This is a genomic window from Hansschlegelia sp. KR7-227, from assembly GCF_049446035.1.
GTDB lineage: Bacteria > Pseudomonadota > Alphaproteobacteria > Rhizobiales > Methylopilaceae > Methylopila.
In genome coordinates this window covers 1,887,472-1,900,900 of sequence record NZ_JBMSEA010000001.1, presented here as the reverse complement: position 1 = coordinate 1,900,900, position 13,429 = coordinate 1,887,472, and the positions used below count along the sequence as shown (strand labels likewise).

At 71.2% G+C, this 13,429-nt stretch carries 15 protein-coding genes; 9 read left to right on the top strand and 6 right to left on the bottom strand.

Annotated elements, in window-relative coordinates; all coding sequences use genetic code 11:
- The first annotated feature begins 33 nt into the window (after positions 1-33).
- Entirely contained in the window at positions 34-1,086 is a 1,053-nt protein-coding gene (gene cobT / locus ACO2RJ_RS08900) for a nicotinate-nucleotide--dimethylbenzimidazole phosphoribosyltransferase (protein WP_423267636.1), read from the top strand.
- Positions 1,087-1,135: 49 nt separating this feature from the next.
- On the opposite strand, the gene ACO2RJ_RS08895 is transcribed toward cobT, so the two are convergent.
- Positions 1,136-2,695, bottom strand: coding sequence for a sensor histidine kinase (locus tag ACO2RJ_RS08895; protein ID WP_423267635.1), 1,560 nt, complete (start codon positions 2,693-2,695; stop codon positions 1,136-1,138).
- Between the two features lie 139 nt (positions 2,696-2,834).
- Between ACO2RJ_RS08895 and ACO2RJ_RS08890 the strand changes: the two genes are divergently transcribed.
- Genes ACO2RJ_RS08890 through ACO2RJ_RS08870 form a run of 5 tightly spaced genes read left to right on the top strand, consistent with a single transcriptional unit; the run spans position 2,835 to position 5,745 of the window.
- Complete coding sequence (locus tag ACO2RJ_RS08890; RefSeq protein ID WP_423267634.1) at positions 2,835-3,503, top strand: uracil-DNA glycosylase family protein; 669 nt, start codon at positions 2,835-2,837, stop codon at positions 3,501-3,503.
- A gap of 48 nt (positions 3,504-3,551) precedes the next feature.
- A complete protein-coding gene (locus ACO2RJ_RS08885; RefSeq protein WP_423267633.1) occupies positions 3,552-4,223 on the top strand; it encodes an EF-hand domain-containing protein in 672 nt (223 codons plus the stop codon).
- Between the two features lie 28 nt (positions 4,224-4,251).
- Positions 4,252-4,887, top strand: a complete 636-nt coding sequence (locus ACO2RJ_RS08880; protein ID WP_423267632.1) for a sigma-70 family RNA polymerase sigma factor — start codon at positions 4,252-4,254, stop codon at positions 4,885-4,887.
- Position 4,888: 1 nt separating this feature from the next.
- The gene (locus ACO2RJ_RS08875) at positions 4,889-5,317 is read left to right on the top strand and encodes a hypothetical protein (RefSeq protein WP_423267631.1); all 429 of its coding nucleotides are present in this window, start codon (positions 4,889-4,891) and stop codon (positions 5,315-5,317) included.
- 2 nt (positions 5,318-5,319) lie between these two features.
- Positions 5,320-5,745: a periplasmic heavy metal sensor gene (locus ACO2RJ_RS08870; protein WP_423267630.1), complete on the top strand. Its 426-nt coding sequence runs from the start codon at positions 5,320-5,322 to the stop codon at positions 5,743-5,745.
- 3 nt (positions 5,746-5,748) lie between these two features.
- Here ACO2RJ_RS08870 and ACO2RJ_RS08865 read toward each other — a convergent pair whose 3' ends face one another.
- The 4 genes from ACO2RJ_RS08865 to mobA all read right to left on the bottom strand — a co-directional run bounded on the left by ACO2RJ_RS08865 (position 5,749) and on the right by mobA (position 8,771).
- Positions 5,749-6,486 (bottom strand): ABC transporter permease, encoded by a 738-nt coding sequence (locus tag ACO2RJ_RS08865; RefSeq protein ID WP_423267629.1) that lies wholly within the window; start codon positions 6,484-6,486, stop codon positions 5,749-5,751.
- Positions 6,487-6,488: 2 nt separating this feature from the next.
- Complete coding sequence (locus ACO2RJ_RS08860) at positions 6,489-7,229, bottom strand: ABC transporter permease (RefSeq protein ID WP_423267628.1); 741 nt, start codon at positions 7,227-7,229, stop codon at positions 6,489-6,491.
- Between the two features lie 40 nt (positions 7,230-7,269).
- Entirely contained in the window at positions 7,270-8,082 is an 813-nt protein-coding gene (locus tag ACO2RJ_RS08855; RefSeq protein WP_423267627.1) for a transporter substrate-binding domain-containing protein, read from the bottom strand.
- An 86-nt stretch (positions 8,083-8,168) separates the two neighbouring features.
- Positions 8,169-8,771 (bottom strand): molybdenum cofactor guanylyltransferase, encoded by a 603-nt coding sequence (gene mobA, locus ACO2RJ_RS08850; RefSeq protein ID WP_423267626.1) that lies wholly within the window; start codon positions 8,769-8,771, stop codon positions 8,169-8,171.
- 68 nt (positions 8,772-8,839) lie between these two features.
- Between mobA and ACO2RJ_RS08845 the strand changes: the two genes are divergently transcribed.
- The gene (locus tag ACO2RJ_RS08845; protein ID WP_423267625.1) at positions 8,840-10,021 is read left to right on the top strand and encodes an Mrp/NBP35 family ATP-binding protein; all 1,182 of its coding nucleotides are present in this window, start codon (positions 8,840-8,842) and stop codon (positions 10,019-10,021) included.
- Position 10,022: 1 nt separating this feature from the next.
- Here ACO2RJ_RS08845 and ACO2RJ_RS08840 read toward each other — a convergent pair whose 3' ends face one another.
- Positions 10,023-10,520, bottom strand: coding sequence for an RrF2 family transcriptional regulator (locus ACO2RJ_RS08840; RefSeq protein WP_423267624.1), 498 nt, complete (start codon positions 10,518-10,520; stop codon positions 10,023-10,025).
- A 78-nt stretch (positions 10,521-10,598) separates the two neighbouring features.
- Here ACO2RJ_RS08840 and hmpA point away from each other — a divergent pair, with 78 nt between their 5' ends.
- Both hmpA and ACO2RJ_RS08830 read left to right on the top strand, forming a co-directional pair.
- Positions 10,599-11,813, top strand: coding sequence for an NO-inducible flavohemoprotein (gene hmpA, locus ACO2RJ_RS08835; protein WP_423267623.1), 1,215 nt, complete (start codon positions 10,599-10,601; stop codon positions 11,811-11,813).
- Between the two features lie 220 nt (positions 11,814-12,033).
- The gene (locus tag ACO2RJ_RS08830) at positions 12,034-13,308 is read left to right on the top strand and encodes an imelysin family protein (protein WP_423267622.1); all 1,275 of its coding nucleotides are present in this window, start codon (positions 12,034-12,036) and stop codon (positions 13,306-13,308) included.
- Positions 13,309-13,429: the final 121 nt, after the last annotated feature.

Genomic DNA, 13,429 nt, shown 5'->3' with positions numbered 1-13,429 from the left:
TCCCCGCGTCTCAGTCACCCTCACGGAACAGACATGGCTCGCGCGCCGCAACCCCTGCCGGAGACACCGACCGGCCTGCCTTTCGACGACATAAGGGCGCTGCTCGCGAAGCTGCCCGGGCCCGACGGCGAGGCCGTCGCGCGCGTGCGGGAGCGTGAGGCGCAGCTCGTCAAGCCGGCCGGCTCGCTCGGGCGGCTCGAGAACCTGACCGAGTGGCTCGCCGCCTGGCAGCGCAAGGCGCCGCCGACGGTGGCGCGGCCGCTCGTCGCGGTGTTCGCCGGCTCGCACGGCGTGGCCGCCCGCGGCGTCTCGGCCTATCCGGCGTCGGTCACGCGGCAGATGCTCGACGCCTTCGCGGCCGGCCACGCCGCCATCAACCAGATCTGCTCGACCTTCGACATCGGCCTGAAGGTCTTCGACCTCGCGACCGAGAAGCCGACGCCGGACATCTCGGACGCGCCCTCCATGAGCGAGGCGGAATGCGCGGCCACAATGGCCTACGGCATGGAGGCGATCCATGGCGGGATCGACCTGCTGGTCGTGGGCGAGATGGGCATCGCGAACACCACGGTCGCCGCGGCGCTCGCCAACGCGCTGTTCGGCGGCGAGGCGGAGGACTGGGTGGGGCGCGGCACCGGCGTCGACGACGCGGGCCTCGCCCGCAAGGCGGAGGTCGTGCGGGCGGCGCTGCATCGCCACTCCGGTCATCTGGCTGATCCTCTGGAAGCGCTGCGCCGCGTCGGCGGCCGGGAGTTCGCGGCGATGGCGGGGGCGATCCTCGCCGCCCGGCTGGAGCGCGTGCCCGTGGTGATCGACGGCTTCGTCGCAACGGCGGCAGCCGCCGTGCTGCATGCGCTCGACGCCAGCGCGCTCGATCACTGCGTCATCGGCCACCGGTCGGCGGAGGCCGGCCACAAGCGGCTCCTGAAGCGGCTCGAGATCGAACCGGTTCTCGATCTTCGCATGCGGCTCGGCGAGGGCTCCGGTGGCGCGCTCGCGGTCGCGATCATCAAGGCCGCGCTCGCCTGCCACACCGGCATGGCGACCTTCGCGCAGGCGGCGGTGTCGGACAAGCAGCCGGGCTGACGGCCCGAATTCTCAAAAGGCGAGGCGCGACGCGTGGCCCCGGCGAGGGTCAGCCAGCGCGGCGCAGCGCCGCGCCCGGGGCCTCGGCGCGGTTGCGGGCGGGCGTCGCCTTCTCCGGCACCGGGGCGAGCGCGTTGACCACGCGGCTCGCCGGCAGCGTCACGATCACCTCGGTGCCTTCGCGCAGGCGGCTCTTGAGGGAGAAGCTGCCGCCGTGCAGATCGACCAGCCCCTTGACGATCGGCAGGCCGAGCCCTGCGCCCTGTTCGGCCGTCTTGATCGCGAGCGTGCCCTGGCCGAAGGAGGCGAGCACGGTCGACATTTCCTCCTCCGGAATGCCGGGCCCGGTGTCCGCGACCGACAGATACTGCCCGCCCGACGCGGTCCAGCCGACCTTGAGCCGGATCTCGCCGCCCTGTGGCGTGAACTTGATGGCGTTCGACAGCAGGTTCAGCGTGATCTGCCGGAGCGCGCGCTCGTCGGCCCAGACCGGCGGCAAGTGCGGCTCGATGATCTCGCGGATGGTGATGCCGCGGTTCTTGGCGCGCAGGTTCAGCAGATGGCGGCAGTCCTCGACGATGTAGCCGAGACGCACGCTCTCCTCGTTGAGCTCGTAGCGCCCGGCCTCGATGCGGGAAAGATCCAGGATCTCGTTGATCAGATTGAGCAGATGCTCGCCGCTCTGGTGGATGTCGGCGGCGTATTCCTTGTAGGTCGGGGTCGCATGCGCGCCGAACACCTCGGACTTCATCACCTCGGAGAAGCCCAGGATGGCGTTGAGCGGCGTCCTCAGCTCATGGCTCATGGTGGCGAGGAAGCGCGACTTCGCGAGGTTCGCCTCCTCCGCGCGCCGGCGCGCCTCGTCCGAGTTCGCCTTGGCCTGCTCGAGCTCGCCGATCAGGGCGTCCTTTTCGGCGCGGAAGGCGAGGGTGTCGACCGCGCTGCGGTGGAGGCGCTGGGCGAGGAGCAGGAAATAGAGCTCGGCCCCCGCCGTCATGGCGGCGATGGCGCTGGACGCGGCGTCGCCCTTCAGGAAATAGGCCGTGACGACGATGAGCGCGATCGGCAGCGTCGCGCCGCAGACCGCGATCGGCACGCTGGCGGCCAGCATCGTCGCGACGGCGACGCCGACCAGCATCACGAACAGGGACACCACCTCGGCCGCCTCGCCGGCCTCGACGACCGAGCCGATCAGCACCACGATCGCGCCCCAGGCGAGGCCGTTCACCGCTTCCGCGGCGCAGAACCGCCAGCGCCAGCGCGTGACCTTGCGCGGCTCGCCCGGGGTGCGCAGATACTGCCGGGCGACGGCCACGACGACCGCGTGCCCGGCGGCGACGCCGAGCAGCCAGCTGAGCGCGACCGGAACAGGGATCCAGATCGCCGTGAGCGCGGCGATCACCGCCGAAAGTCCGAGCACGACGGGCGCGGCGGAGATCCGGTTGCGGGCGTAGACGCGTGCGAGCTCGACGTCGAAGGCCGGCGGGGAGCCGGACGACGAGGTCAGCCGTTCGCGCGCCGCGCGGACCTTCGCGGTCACGAGGCGACGCCGATCGGACGTTTCGCTCGACCGGCGGTCCGCCAGCGGCCCGGCCGGGAGGTCGAACATGTCCACGATTTGGAAGGCCCGCCCTAGCCAACGCTGCTCTTGAGGTTTCGGATCATGGCGCACAAAGGCTTAAGACGATGCTGACGCGATCATTCCATTTGCGATCCGTCGCGGACCGGCCGCGCCATGGTTTGACGCCGTGACGGAGCCGTCTCTCGACGCGCTTCTCGCCCGCGTGCGGGCGTGCACCATCTGCCGCGATTCGCCGCGCGGACGGCCGCTCGCGCACGAGCCTCGCCCCGTGGTGAGGGCGGAAGCCTCCGCCCGCATCGCGGTGTGCGGTCAGGCGCCGGGCACGCGGGTCCATGCGAGCGGCGTGCCCTTCACCGACCCGTCCGGCGTGCGGCTGCGGGGATGGCTCGGCATGAGCGACGACGAGTTCTACGACGCCTCCCGCGTCGCCGTCGTGCCGATGGGCTTCTGCTTTCCCGGCCTCACGCCGGACGGGGCGGACCGGCCGGCCCGGCGGGAATGCGCGCCGGTCTGGCGGGCGGCGGTGTTCGCGGAGCTGCCCGACGTCGAGCTGGTGCTCGCCGTCGGGCGCCAGGCGCAGCTCTGGCACCTCGGCCCGGACGCCGGACCGAACCTCACCGAGGCGGTCGCCGACTGGCGACGGATCGTCGCGCGCCCGGTCCACCCTTGCGTCGTGCCGCTGCCGCATCCGTCCTGGCGCAACAACGCCTGGCTCAAGCGGAACCCCTGGTTCGACGCCGATCTCGTCCCAGTTCTGCGCGTCCTGGTCCGTGAGAGCCTGGAGGGCGCCCGACGCGCCAGCGTTCCGCGCAGGGTCGCGGCCTGTCCGCCGTGACAGGGGCGACAACGGATCGAATGGCGTCGAAAAAGGAGTTCTCCGCTCATGGTCAGAATCCACCTGGCGGCCAAGCCCTGTCCGACACGCGGTGGCCTCGCGGCCGCCCTCGCCACAGTTGCGGTCATCGCGTTCGCCGGGCCCGCCTCGGCTCAGCCGGCGGCCGGAGGCGACGCCGCCGCCAAGCGCGTCGAGCAGCGGGCCGATCGCATGCTCAAGGTCTTCGCCCGGCTCGACAAGAACAAGGACGGCGCGATCGACTCGACCGAGCTGGAGAAGCCGCGCGAACGGGCGTTCGCTCGCCTCGACAAGAACAAGGACGGCGTGCTGGACGCCGAAGAGATCAAGAAGGTCCGCGACCGCCGCGCCGCCCGAAGCAAGAAGCCGGCGCCGGCGCGCGACGCCTTCGACAAGGCGGACGCCGACAAGGACGGCAAGGTCACCCGGGCCGAGTTCTTCGCGGTGCGTCCGCCGTGGTTCGCCCGCGCCGACGCCGACAAGGACGGCAAGCTGACCAAGGCCGAGCTCGACGCCTTCCTCGACAAGGCCCGGGACCGCGCCGCGAAGCGCGCCGAGCCGGCCGCGACGCCGCCGGCGCCGTCCGCCGACAAGCCCGCTCCGGCGGACGGAAAGGCGGGCGACAAGCCTGACGCCGGGGATGACGGCGCGGCCGACGGCATGGATGATGGCGGCGACGACGGCGCAGACGCGCCGAAATAGGCCGGCGCGGGGGGGAACGGAGTGCGGAATGATGGCGGCCCTCGGAGCGACGAACCTCGCCGTGGTCGGACGCCGCGTGGCGGACAGTGACCCGCCGCGCCCGCAGCCCGCGGCTCCGGAGGACGACGACGCGCTGATGGAGCGTGTCGCCGCCGGCGACGAACGCGCCTTCGCCCGCCTCGTCGCGCGGCACGGGCCGCGCGCCCAGGCGCTGGCGCACCGCTTCACCGGTTCGGCGAGCGACGCCGAGGAGGTGGTGCAGGAGGCGTTCTGGCGGGTGTGGCGATCGGCCTCCCGCTGGCGGCCGGGCGGGGCTTTGTTCTCCACCTGGCTGCACCGGGTGGTGGTGAATCTCTGCGTCGATCACGAGCGCAGGCAGAAGATTCGCCGCTTCCTACCCTTCGCCGACGCCTTCGACCCGCCGTCGGACGACGTCGACCAGGAGCGCAGCCTCGCCGATCGCGACGAGGTCGCGGCGGTCCGAATGGACATCAGGGCGCTTCCCGAGCGACAGCGCGCCGCGTTGCTGCTCTCGGCCGACGGCGAACGCTCCAACGCGGAGATCGCGGAGGCGCTGGAGACGACCGAGAAGGCCGTGGAATCGATGCTGGTGCGCGCGCGCCGCGCGCTCCGCGCCAAGCTCGCAGGACGCGAGGAGACGTGAGATGACGACGATGACCCTCGACGCCTTCGCCGACCGGCTCGACGCGCTCGGCCCCGATCTCGCCCGCTGGCCTTCGGCCGAGGGGGCCGCGGGGCGGGCCCTGCTCGCGCGGTCGGCCGAGGCGCGCAGCCTTCATACGGAGGCGCGCCGGCTCGGCGCGCTGGTGGCGCGGGCGGCCGAGGCCGAGACCCCCAACGGCCTCGTGTTCCGCGTCGTCGCCGATGTCGCGGCGCGGCGTCGCGACCGGCTGGGCTGGTTCGGCTGGCTGACGGGTTCGCCCGGCCGCTTCGGTCTCGCCGGGGCGAGCTTCTGCGGGGCCGCGCTCGCGGCCGGCGTCGCGCTCGCGATGATCTCCGGACCCGCCACGGCGAGCGCCAATCTCGACCTCGGCGCGGCCTTCGAGGTCTCGCTTCTCGACGGCGACCTCTGAGGATGGCGCGGCGACCGCATGGTCTGGTCTACGGCGCGCTCGCCGTCTCGCTCGCGGTCAATCTGATCGGCGCCGGCTATCTCGGCTACGCGAGCTGGCAGCCGAAGCCGCCACGTACGGTCGAGAGCACCATCGGTTTCGTCTCAGGCCGCTACGCCGGTCCCATCGGCGAGTCGATCCGGGCCCGGCTCGAGGCCGAACGCGCCGCGCTCGGAACCGCGCTCGAGGAGATGAAGGCGGCGCGGCGCGCCACCCGCCAGGCGATGGCCGCCGAGCCCTTCGACCGCGCCCGCCTCGACGCGCTGTTCGAGGAGGCCCGAGCGAAGGCCGTGACGTTCCAGCGGCTCATTCACGGCGCGATCGCGGACGCCGCGGAGAAGGCCTCGCCCGCCGACCGCGCCAGACTGGACCGCAGCGGCGAAGACTGAGCCTCACCCCGCGCTGCGAAGGTGCCGCGTCATGCGGCGCTCCAGCCCGTTCCACGTTCTGCGGACGATCTCGACGAGCGCGAGATAGATCAGCGCCGCCCACACATAGACCTCGAAATCGACCGAGCCGGAGAACGCCCGCTTCGTCGCGCCCATGAGGTCGACGACGGTGACCACGCTTGCGACCGAACTCGCCTTGATCATCAGGATCACTTCGTTGCCGAGCGGCCGGAGGGCGATCAGCAGGGCCTGCGGCGCGATCACGCGGGCGTAGGCCGACATCGGTCCGAAGCCGAGCGCGCGGGCGGCCTCCGTCTGGCCGGCTGGCACCGCGCGCAGCGCGCCGGCGAGAATCTCGGCCTGATAGGCTGCGGTGTTCAGGGTGAAGGCGATCACGGAGCACCAGAACGGGTCGCGGAACAGGACCCAGAGCCCGGCGGATCGGAGCGCCGCGCTGAATTCGCCGGCTCCGTAATAAAGGAGGAAGAGCTGCGCCAGCAGGGGCGTGCCGCGGAAGAACCCGGTGAATCCGCGCGCCGCTCCGCGGACGAGCGGGCCGGCGTCGATCCGCGCGAGCGCGATCGGCCAGGCCAGAGCGAAGCCGAGCGGGACGGTGAGGGCGACCAGCGCGAGGGTCGTTCCGAGCCCTTTCAGCACGGCCGGGCCGTAGCGGGCCATGAGCTCGGCGTCGAGGCCGAGGGCCGCAGCCGCGGCCAGGACGGCGTGCCCGAGCGCCTCCATCGCTATACGCCCGTCCGGGCGAAGCCCCGCCCGGCGCGGCGCTCGAGCGCCGCCGCCACGGCGCCCGAGGCGATCGACAGCGCGAGATAGATCAGGCAGGCGACGAGATAGAAGGCGAAAGGCTGCCGCGTCGCGAGCGCCGCGACGTTCGCCTGCCGGGTGAGGTCGGCAAGCGCGATGACGGAGACGAGCGAGGTGTCCTTCAGCAGCACCAGCCAGGTGTTGGCGAGCGCGGGCAAAGCGAGGCGCACGACCTGCGGCAGCACGACCAGCTGAAAGGTCGCCGCGGGCGACAGGCCGAGCGCCTCCGCCGCCTCGCGCTGGCCCGCCGGCACGCTCCGGATCGCTCCCGACAGCGCCTCGCTGGCGTAGGCGCCGAACGCCAAAGCGAGCGCGATCGCGCCGGCCCAGAAGGCGTCGACGTCGGCGGCGAAGCCGGAGGGAGGAAGGCCCAGAGCCTGCTCGCACGCCGCGATCAGCCGGCTCACGAGACGGGGAAGGCCGAAATAGACCAGGAATATGGTGAGCAGTTCCGGCAGCCCGCGGAACACCGTGCCGTAGACTTCCCCGAGCGCGCGGAAGCCGCGGCTCCGGGCGTTCTTGAGCAGGGCGGCGCCGAGGCCGATCGCGAGCCCGACGGGCAGGGCGGTCAGCGCCAGTCGGACCGTGACCCAGGTTCCGGAGGCGAGCTCGTCGCCCCATCCGGTCGGTCCGAAGGCGAACAGCGCGAGAAGCTCGCTCACGGCGGGGGGCAGTCGGGACGCCGGGATCACCGGGGAAGGCTCAGTAGATGTCGAACGGGAAGTACTTGGCGTTTATCCGGGCGTAGACGCCGCTCGCCCTTATGTCGGCGACGCCCTTGTCGATCAGCGTCTTCAGTTCGGAATCGTCTTTCCGAAGCCCGGCGCCGATGCCGTCGCCGAAATAGTTCGGGTCGGAGACCTCGGCGGCGGCCTGACAGCATTTGCCGTCCGCCGACTTGTCGAGCCAGTCCAGCATCACGAACTTGTCCGCCAGCACCGCATCGAGGCGCCCCGAGGCGAGGTCGAGATTGGCCTCGTCCTGTGTCGGATAGAGCCGGATTTCGGCTCCTTTCTTGGCGTAGATTTCCTCGAGATAGCGGGCGTTGACGGTCGAGGACTGGGCGCCGACGGTCTTGCCCGACAGCGCCTCGGGCGTGACCGTCTGACCGGCGTTCCGCCTGTCGATCACGAACAAAGACGGCGACTGGTAGTATTTCTCGGAGAAGCCGATCGTCTTGCGGCGCTCGTCGGTGATCGACATCGAGGCGAAGATCGCGTCGTACTTGCCGGCGAGCAGTCCTGGGATCAGCCCGTCCCAGTCCTGGGCGACGAAAGCGCAGGTCACCTTTTCGGCCTCGCAGATCGCCTTGGCGAGGTCGATCTCGAACCCCTGGATCGCGCCGTCGGGGCCGATGAAATTGAAGGGCGGATAGGCGCCCTCCGTGCCGATCCGGATCGTCGTCCAGTCCTTGGCGGCGACCGGCGCGACGGCGGCCGCGAGGATGACGCCCGCAAGCAGCGCGCGACGGACCGACAATCGGCGCGCAACGCCGCGCAATTCGGTGCAAGCCATGCCGTCACCCCAAGGCCGGTCCCCGCGTCCGCGCCGCAGCCGGCGAGCCTGAGCTTTCCACCGCGCCCCTTCACGCGCAATCGAGGTCAGGCGCCGCGAAACGTCGCCTTCAGCGCGGCGAGGTCGTCCGGCGTGTCGACGTCGCGGAAGCGCTCCGCGAACCCGACCTCGACGGCCCCGAGCCGCGCCAGCGCGCGCTTCGGCGACTGGACGCCGCCGGCGATCAACTCGTCGAGCGCGGCGAGGCTCGCGACCGGCCAGAGCGCGTGCAGGGGCTCGACGCCGTCGGGACCGGAGGCCGCCGCGGCGCCGTCGCCTGCGGCCGCCGCCAGCCGGGCGACGAGATCGCGCGGCGGCGCGGGCGCGTCGCCGGGGATGGTGGCGAGATGGCTGACGCCGCCGATCTCCGCCGTCCATCGGAGCCCCGCCCGGACGCCGCCGAGCGGCCCCTCCGGCCCGTCGGCCGGGTCGGGCAGGACGGTGAGGCCGAAGCCCGCGAGCCGAGCCGGGTCTCCGTTCGCCGACAGCGCGAGCGGGCCGACCTGTCCGCGCAGCCGCTCGAGCGCGTGCGCCAGGATCGGGCGGCCGTCGGCGAGGACGAGCAGCGCCTTGTCGGCGCCGCCCATGCGGGTTCCGCGCCCGCCCATCAGGACGAGGCCGGCGATGGCGCCGTTGCGTTTCGTCGTCATGGCGCCGATTTGACCTCAAGCCCGGCCAAGGTCCATAGCGCGGGCGTATTCCCTGAGGAGATCGAGACATGGCCGTGACCGAGGACGACGTCAGGCGGGCTCTGAAGGCGGTTCCGGCCCCCGACGGCGCGCCGAGCCTCGCGGATTCCGGCGCGCTGTCGAAGATCGCGGTCATGCCTGGCGGACGGGTGATCTTCTCGATCGAGACGACGCCGGACCGCGCGGGCGCCGTCGAGACGATCCGCAAGGCCGCCGAGGCCGCGGTCAAGGCGGTCCCGGGCGTCTCCGACGTGCTGGTGGCGCTGACCGCCGAGCGCGCGCCGGGCTCCGCGCCCGCGCCGAAGCAAGCCGCGCCGGCCTCGCCGATGATGGCCCGCGGCGCCCGCGGGGCGCCGGAAGGGGCGGCCCCTCCGGCGCGGCCGGCCGGCGGCCCCGGACCCCAGGGCGCCGGCGTGCCGGGCGTCCGCCACATCATCGCGATCGCCTCCGGCAAGGGCGGCGTCGGCAAGTCGACGACGGCCGCCAACGTCGCGCTCGCCCTGAAAGCCCAGGGGCTCAAGGTCGGGCTGATGGACGCCGACGTCTACGGCCCCTCCGTGCCCACTCTGTTCGCCCTGCACGACCGGCCGGAGGTCGAGGGCAAGATGATGAAGCCGCTCGAGAAGCACGGCCTCAAGATCATGTCGATCGGCTTCCTCGTGGACGCCGGCACGGCGATGATCTGGCGGGGGCCGATGGTGATGTCGGCGCTGACGCAGATGCTGACCGAGGTCGCCTGGGGCGAGCTCGACGTGCTCGTGGTCGACATGCCGCCCGGCACCGGCGACGCCCAGCTCACCATGGCGCAGCGGGTGAAGCTGTCGGGGGCCGTGATCGTCTCGACCCCGCAGGACCTTGCGCTCGCCGACGCCCGCCGCGGCGTCGCGATGTTCCGCAAGGTGGACGTGCCGATCCTGGGGATCGTCGAGAACATGAGCTATTACTGCTGCCCGAACTGCGGCCACCGCGCCGACCTGTTCGGCCATGGCGGCGCGCGCGCCGAGGCGCAGGCGATGGGCGCGCCCTTCCTGGGCGAAATCCCGCTCGCGATCCAGATTCGCGAGGGCTCCGATTCCGGCGCGCCGGTGGTGGCGGCCGACCCGACCGGCGAGCATGCGCGGGCCTACGCCACCATCGCCGAAGGCCTGTGGCGCCGCCTGACGCAGGGCGCGCCGGGCCGCGCCTCGCCGCGGATCGTCATCGAGCGGTGAGCTAAGAAGCCGCCGTCGGAAGGCGGCGGACGTCTTCGGGCGGCGCCGCGCTCGGCGCGTCCATGAGGCCGAGCCGGGCCGCCATGACAGGGCGTTCGGGCCCCCCGACGAGATCGGCGAGCGTCTTGCCGTCGAGCACCGCCAGAAAGGCCTGCAGCGCGTCTCCGATGAGGCGCTGCAGACGGCATGCGTCGATCAGGGCGCAGCCCGGCCCGTCCGCTTGGAAGCAGGCGACGAGCGCGAGGTCGTCCTCCGTGAACCGCACGACCTCTCCGACATTGATCTCGCCAGGCGCGCGTCCGAGCCGCAAGCCGCCGCCCTTGCCGCGGGTGGTCTCGACGAACCCTCCGCGACCCAGATTGTGCACGACCTTGACCAGATGGTTCTCGGAGATCCGATGCGCCTGCGCGATCTCCCGGATTGACACACGTCGGTCGCGGCGGAGGGCGAGGTATATCAGGACCCGCAGGGCGAAGTCGGTGTGCAGGGTCAGGCGCATCTGAAAGATATATACGCTTTACACCTTTTGAACAGGCCGCTAGAAGGTGCATCGTCAATGCACCTTATGGAGAGCGCCATGCCCCGACAGCTCAGCGAAAACGCCATCGGCGTCGTCAAAGCGACGGTTCCGGCGATCGAGACATACGGCCTCGCCATCACCCAGCGCATGTATGAGCGGATGTTCGAGGACCCGGACATTCGCGGGCTCTTCAACCAGTCGCATCATGGCGATACCGGCTCGCAGCCGAAGGCGCTCGCCGCCGCCGTGCTCGCCTACGCCAAGAACATCGACAATCTGGCCGCGCTGACGGGCGCCGTGGAGCGCATCGCCCAGCGTCATGTCGGCCTCAACATCCTGCCGGAGCACTATCCCTTCGTGGCCGACGCGCTGCTCGGCGCGATCAAGGACGTGCTGGGGGCTGCCGCCACTCCCGAGGTGCTGGCGGCCTGGGGCGAGGCCTACTGGTTCCTCGCGGACATCCTGATCGGGCGCGAGGCGACGATCTATGGCGAGCACGCGGCGGCGCCCGGCGGCTGGACCGGCTGGCGCGATTTCGTGATCGCCGAGAAGCGCCGCGAGAGCGACGTCATCACGTCGTTCGTGCTTCGGCCGGCCGACGGCAGGCCGATCCTGCGGCACAAGCCCGGGCAGCACCTGACCTTCTGGCTAGACATTCCCGGTCACGCGGCGCTGAAGCGCAACTACAGCATCTCCTCGGCGCCCAGCGACGATCACTACCGGATCAGCGTGAAGCGCGAGCCCCAGGGTCTGGTCTCCGGCTGGCTGCACGATCAGGCGGCGGTCGGGACCATCCTCAAGACCGCGGCTCCGGCTGGCGAGTTCGTGGCGCCGGATACGCTCGAGCGTCCGCTGGTGCTCGTCAGCGGCGGCGTCGGCGTCACGCCGCTCCTCAGCATGCTCGGCGCGCTCGCGTCGGCCAAGCCGCGCCATCCGCTCCACTTCGTCCATGCCGCGATCTCGGGCGCGACCCACGCCCTGGGCGCCGAGGCTCGAGCCTTGGCCGAGGCGTCCGGCGGCTCGGTTCGCGTGACGACCTTCTACGAGACGCCCGGGGCGAACGACGTTCGCGGCGAGGCCTATGACGAGGAGGGCAGGGTGACGGCGGCCTGGCTGGCGGCCAACACGCCTCTCGCCGGCGCCGACTACTACCTCTGCGGCCCTCGGCCGTTCCTGCGGGCGGTCGCCGGCTCGCTGCGCCAGCATGGCGTGCCGACGGAGCAGATCCGTTATGAGTTCTTCGGCCCGACGGACGAAGCGCTCGCGGCCTGAGCGTCGAGGCGCTCTCACCCGTCACGCCGGGAGGCGCGCCGCGCATTCGTCCGTCCCAAGGCCCCAAATGCCGCCATCCAACAAAGATCAACTTGTTCTAATCTGATCACGCGCTGGAAAAACGCATGATGTCAAAGGCTCTTACGGCCCGATTGACAGAGCCGTGAGCGAGGTTTCCGGTGCGCCGAAAGCGCCCCTGGGCGTGCCGAGGAGACCGACGATGATCAGAAAATGGGCGGCGGCGCTGGCGGGCGTCGGGTTGAGCGTCGTTCTCGCGGGCTCCGCAGTCGCGCAAGGGCCGGCCCCGAAGGACGTGGCGAAGACCTACGCCGACGTCGCGCTCGCCATGTATGGCGACGCGGTGATTTCGGCGAAGGATCTCTCGGCCAAGATCGACGGCTTCCTGAAGGATCCGACCGACGCCACCCTCGCCGACGCGCGCAAGGCGTGGGTCGCGGCCCGCGCGCCCTACCAGCGCACCGAAGGGTTCCGGTTCGGCAACCCCGTGGTCGACGACCTCGAGGGCAAGGTCAACGCCTGGCCGCTCGACGAGGGGCTGATCGATTATGTCGATTCGACCTACGGGGAGACCTCGGACGAGAACCCGTATTACGCGCTGAACGTGATCGCCAACCCCAAGCTCAAGATGGGCCGCAAGACCGTCGACGCCTCGAAGATCGACAGGAAGCTGCTCACCTCGCTGCAGGAGGCCGGCGAGGTCGAGTCGAACGTAGCTACCGGCTACCACGCGATCGAATTCCTGCTGTGGGGGCAGGACCTCAACGGCACGGGGCCGGGCGCCGGCGACCGCAAGGCGACGGACTACGTCCAGGGCGCAGGCTGCACCAACAAGAACTGCGACCGCCGCGCGCAGTATCTCAAGGTCGCGACCGACCTGCTGGTGTCCGATCTGACCGCGATGGAGAGCGTCTGGGCCCCGAAGGGCAAGGCGCGCAAGGCGGTTCTGGCGAAGAAGGGCCCGGCGGCGCTGGCGCCGATCTTCACCGGCCTTGGCAGCCTGTCCTATGGCGAGCTCGCCGGCGAGCGGATGAAGCTCGGCCTCATCCTGCACGACCCGGAGGAGGAGCACGACTGCTTCTCCGACAACACCTACAACTCCCATTACAACGACATCGTCGGGATGCAGGACATCTGGCTCGGCAAATATGCGCGCCTCGATGGGACGACCGTCGAAGGGCCGTCCCCGAAAGCCTATGCCGAGGCCAAGGCGCCGGAGGAGGCGAAGCGGCTCGACGCGCTGTTCGCCGACACGGTCGCCAAGGCCGAAATCATGAAGGCGAAGGCTGAGGGCGGCATGGCCTACGACCAGATGCTGGCCGAGGACAACGCCGAGGGGAACAAGATCGTGCAGGATTTGATCGACGCGCTCGTCGCCCAGACCCGCGGCGTCGAGGCGGTGGTGGCGAAGCTCAACGTCAAGATCTCCGTCGAGGGCTCCGACAGCCTGGACGCGCCGGAGAAGGTGACGCAGTAAGGGCGCTCCGCCGAACGGAATCGCGCTCATGACAAGGCGTCATGGTCCGGCCCGACCGGACCATCCATGTCAGGCGTGGCGCTCTGCGCCCGGCATGGGTCCTCCGGTCAGGCCGGAGGAC

Coding starts and splice junctions, on each gene's coding strand:
- cobT (WP_423267636.1), top strand. CDS start 34: ATGGCTCGCGCGCCGCAACCCCTGCCGGAGACACCGACCGGCCTGCCT.
- ACO2RJ_RS08895 (WP_423267635.1), bottom strand. CDS start 2,695: ATGTTCGACCTCCCGGCCGGGCCGCTGGCGGACCGCCGGTCGAGCGAA.
- ACO2RJ_RS08885 (WP_423267633.1), top strand. CDS start 3,552: ATGGTCAGAATCCACCTGGCGGCCAAGCCCTGTCCGACACGCGGTGGC.
- ACO2RJ_RS08880 (WP_423267632.1), top strand. CDS start 4,252: ATGATGGCGGCCCTCGGAGCGACGAACCTCGCCGTGGTCGGACGCCGC.
- ACO2RJ_RS08875 (WP_423267631.1), top strand. CDS start 4,889: ATGACGACGATGACCCTCGACGCCTTCGCCGACCGGCTCGACGCGCTC.
- ACO2RJ_RS08870 (WP_423267630.1), top strand. CDS start 5,320: ATGGCGCGGCGACCGCATGGTCTGGTCTACGGCGCGCTCGCCGTCTCG.
- ACO2RJ_RS08865 (WP_423267629.1), bottom strand. CDS start 6,486: ATGGAGGCGCTCGGGCACGCCGTCCTGGCCGCGGCTGCGGCCCTCGGC.
- ACO2RJ_RS08855 (WP_423267627.1), bottom strand. CDS start 8,082: ATGGCTTGCACCGAATTGCGCGGCGTTGCGCGCCGATTGTCGGTCCGT.
- mobA (WP_423267626.1), bottom strand. CDS start 8,771: ATGACGACGAAACGCAACGGCGCCATCGCCGGCCTCGTCCTGATGGGC.
- ACO2RJ_RS08845 (WP_423267625.1), top strand. CDS start 8,840: ATGGCCGTGACCGAGGACGACGTCAGGCGGGCTCTGAAGGCGGTTCCG.
- ACO2RJ_RS08840 (WP_423267624.1), bottom strand. CDS start 10,520: ATGCGCCTGACCCTGCACACCGACTTCGCCCTGCGGGTCCTGATATAC.
- hmpA (WP_423267623.1), top strand. CDS start 10,599: ATGCCCCGACAGCTCAGCGAAAACGCCATCGGCGTCGTCAAAGCGACG.
- ACO2RJ_RS08830 (WP_423267622.1), top strand. CDS start 12,034: ATGATCAGAAAATGGGCGGCGGCGCTGGCGGGCGTCGGGTTGAGCGTC.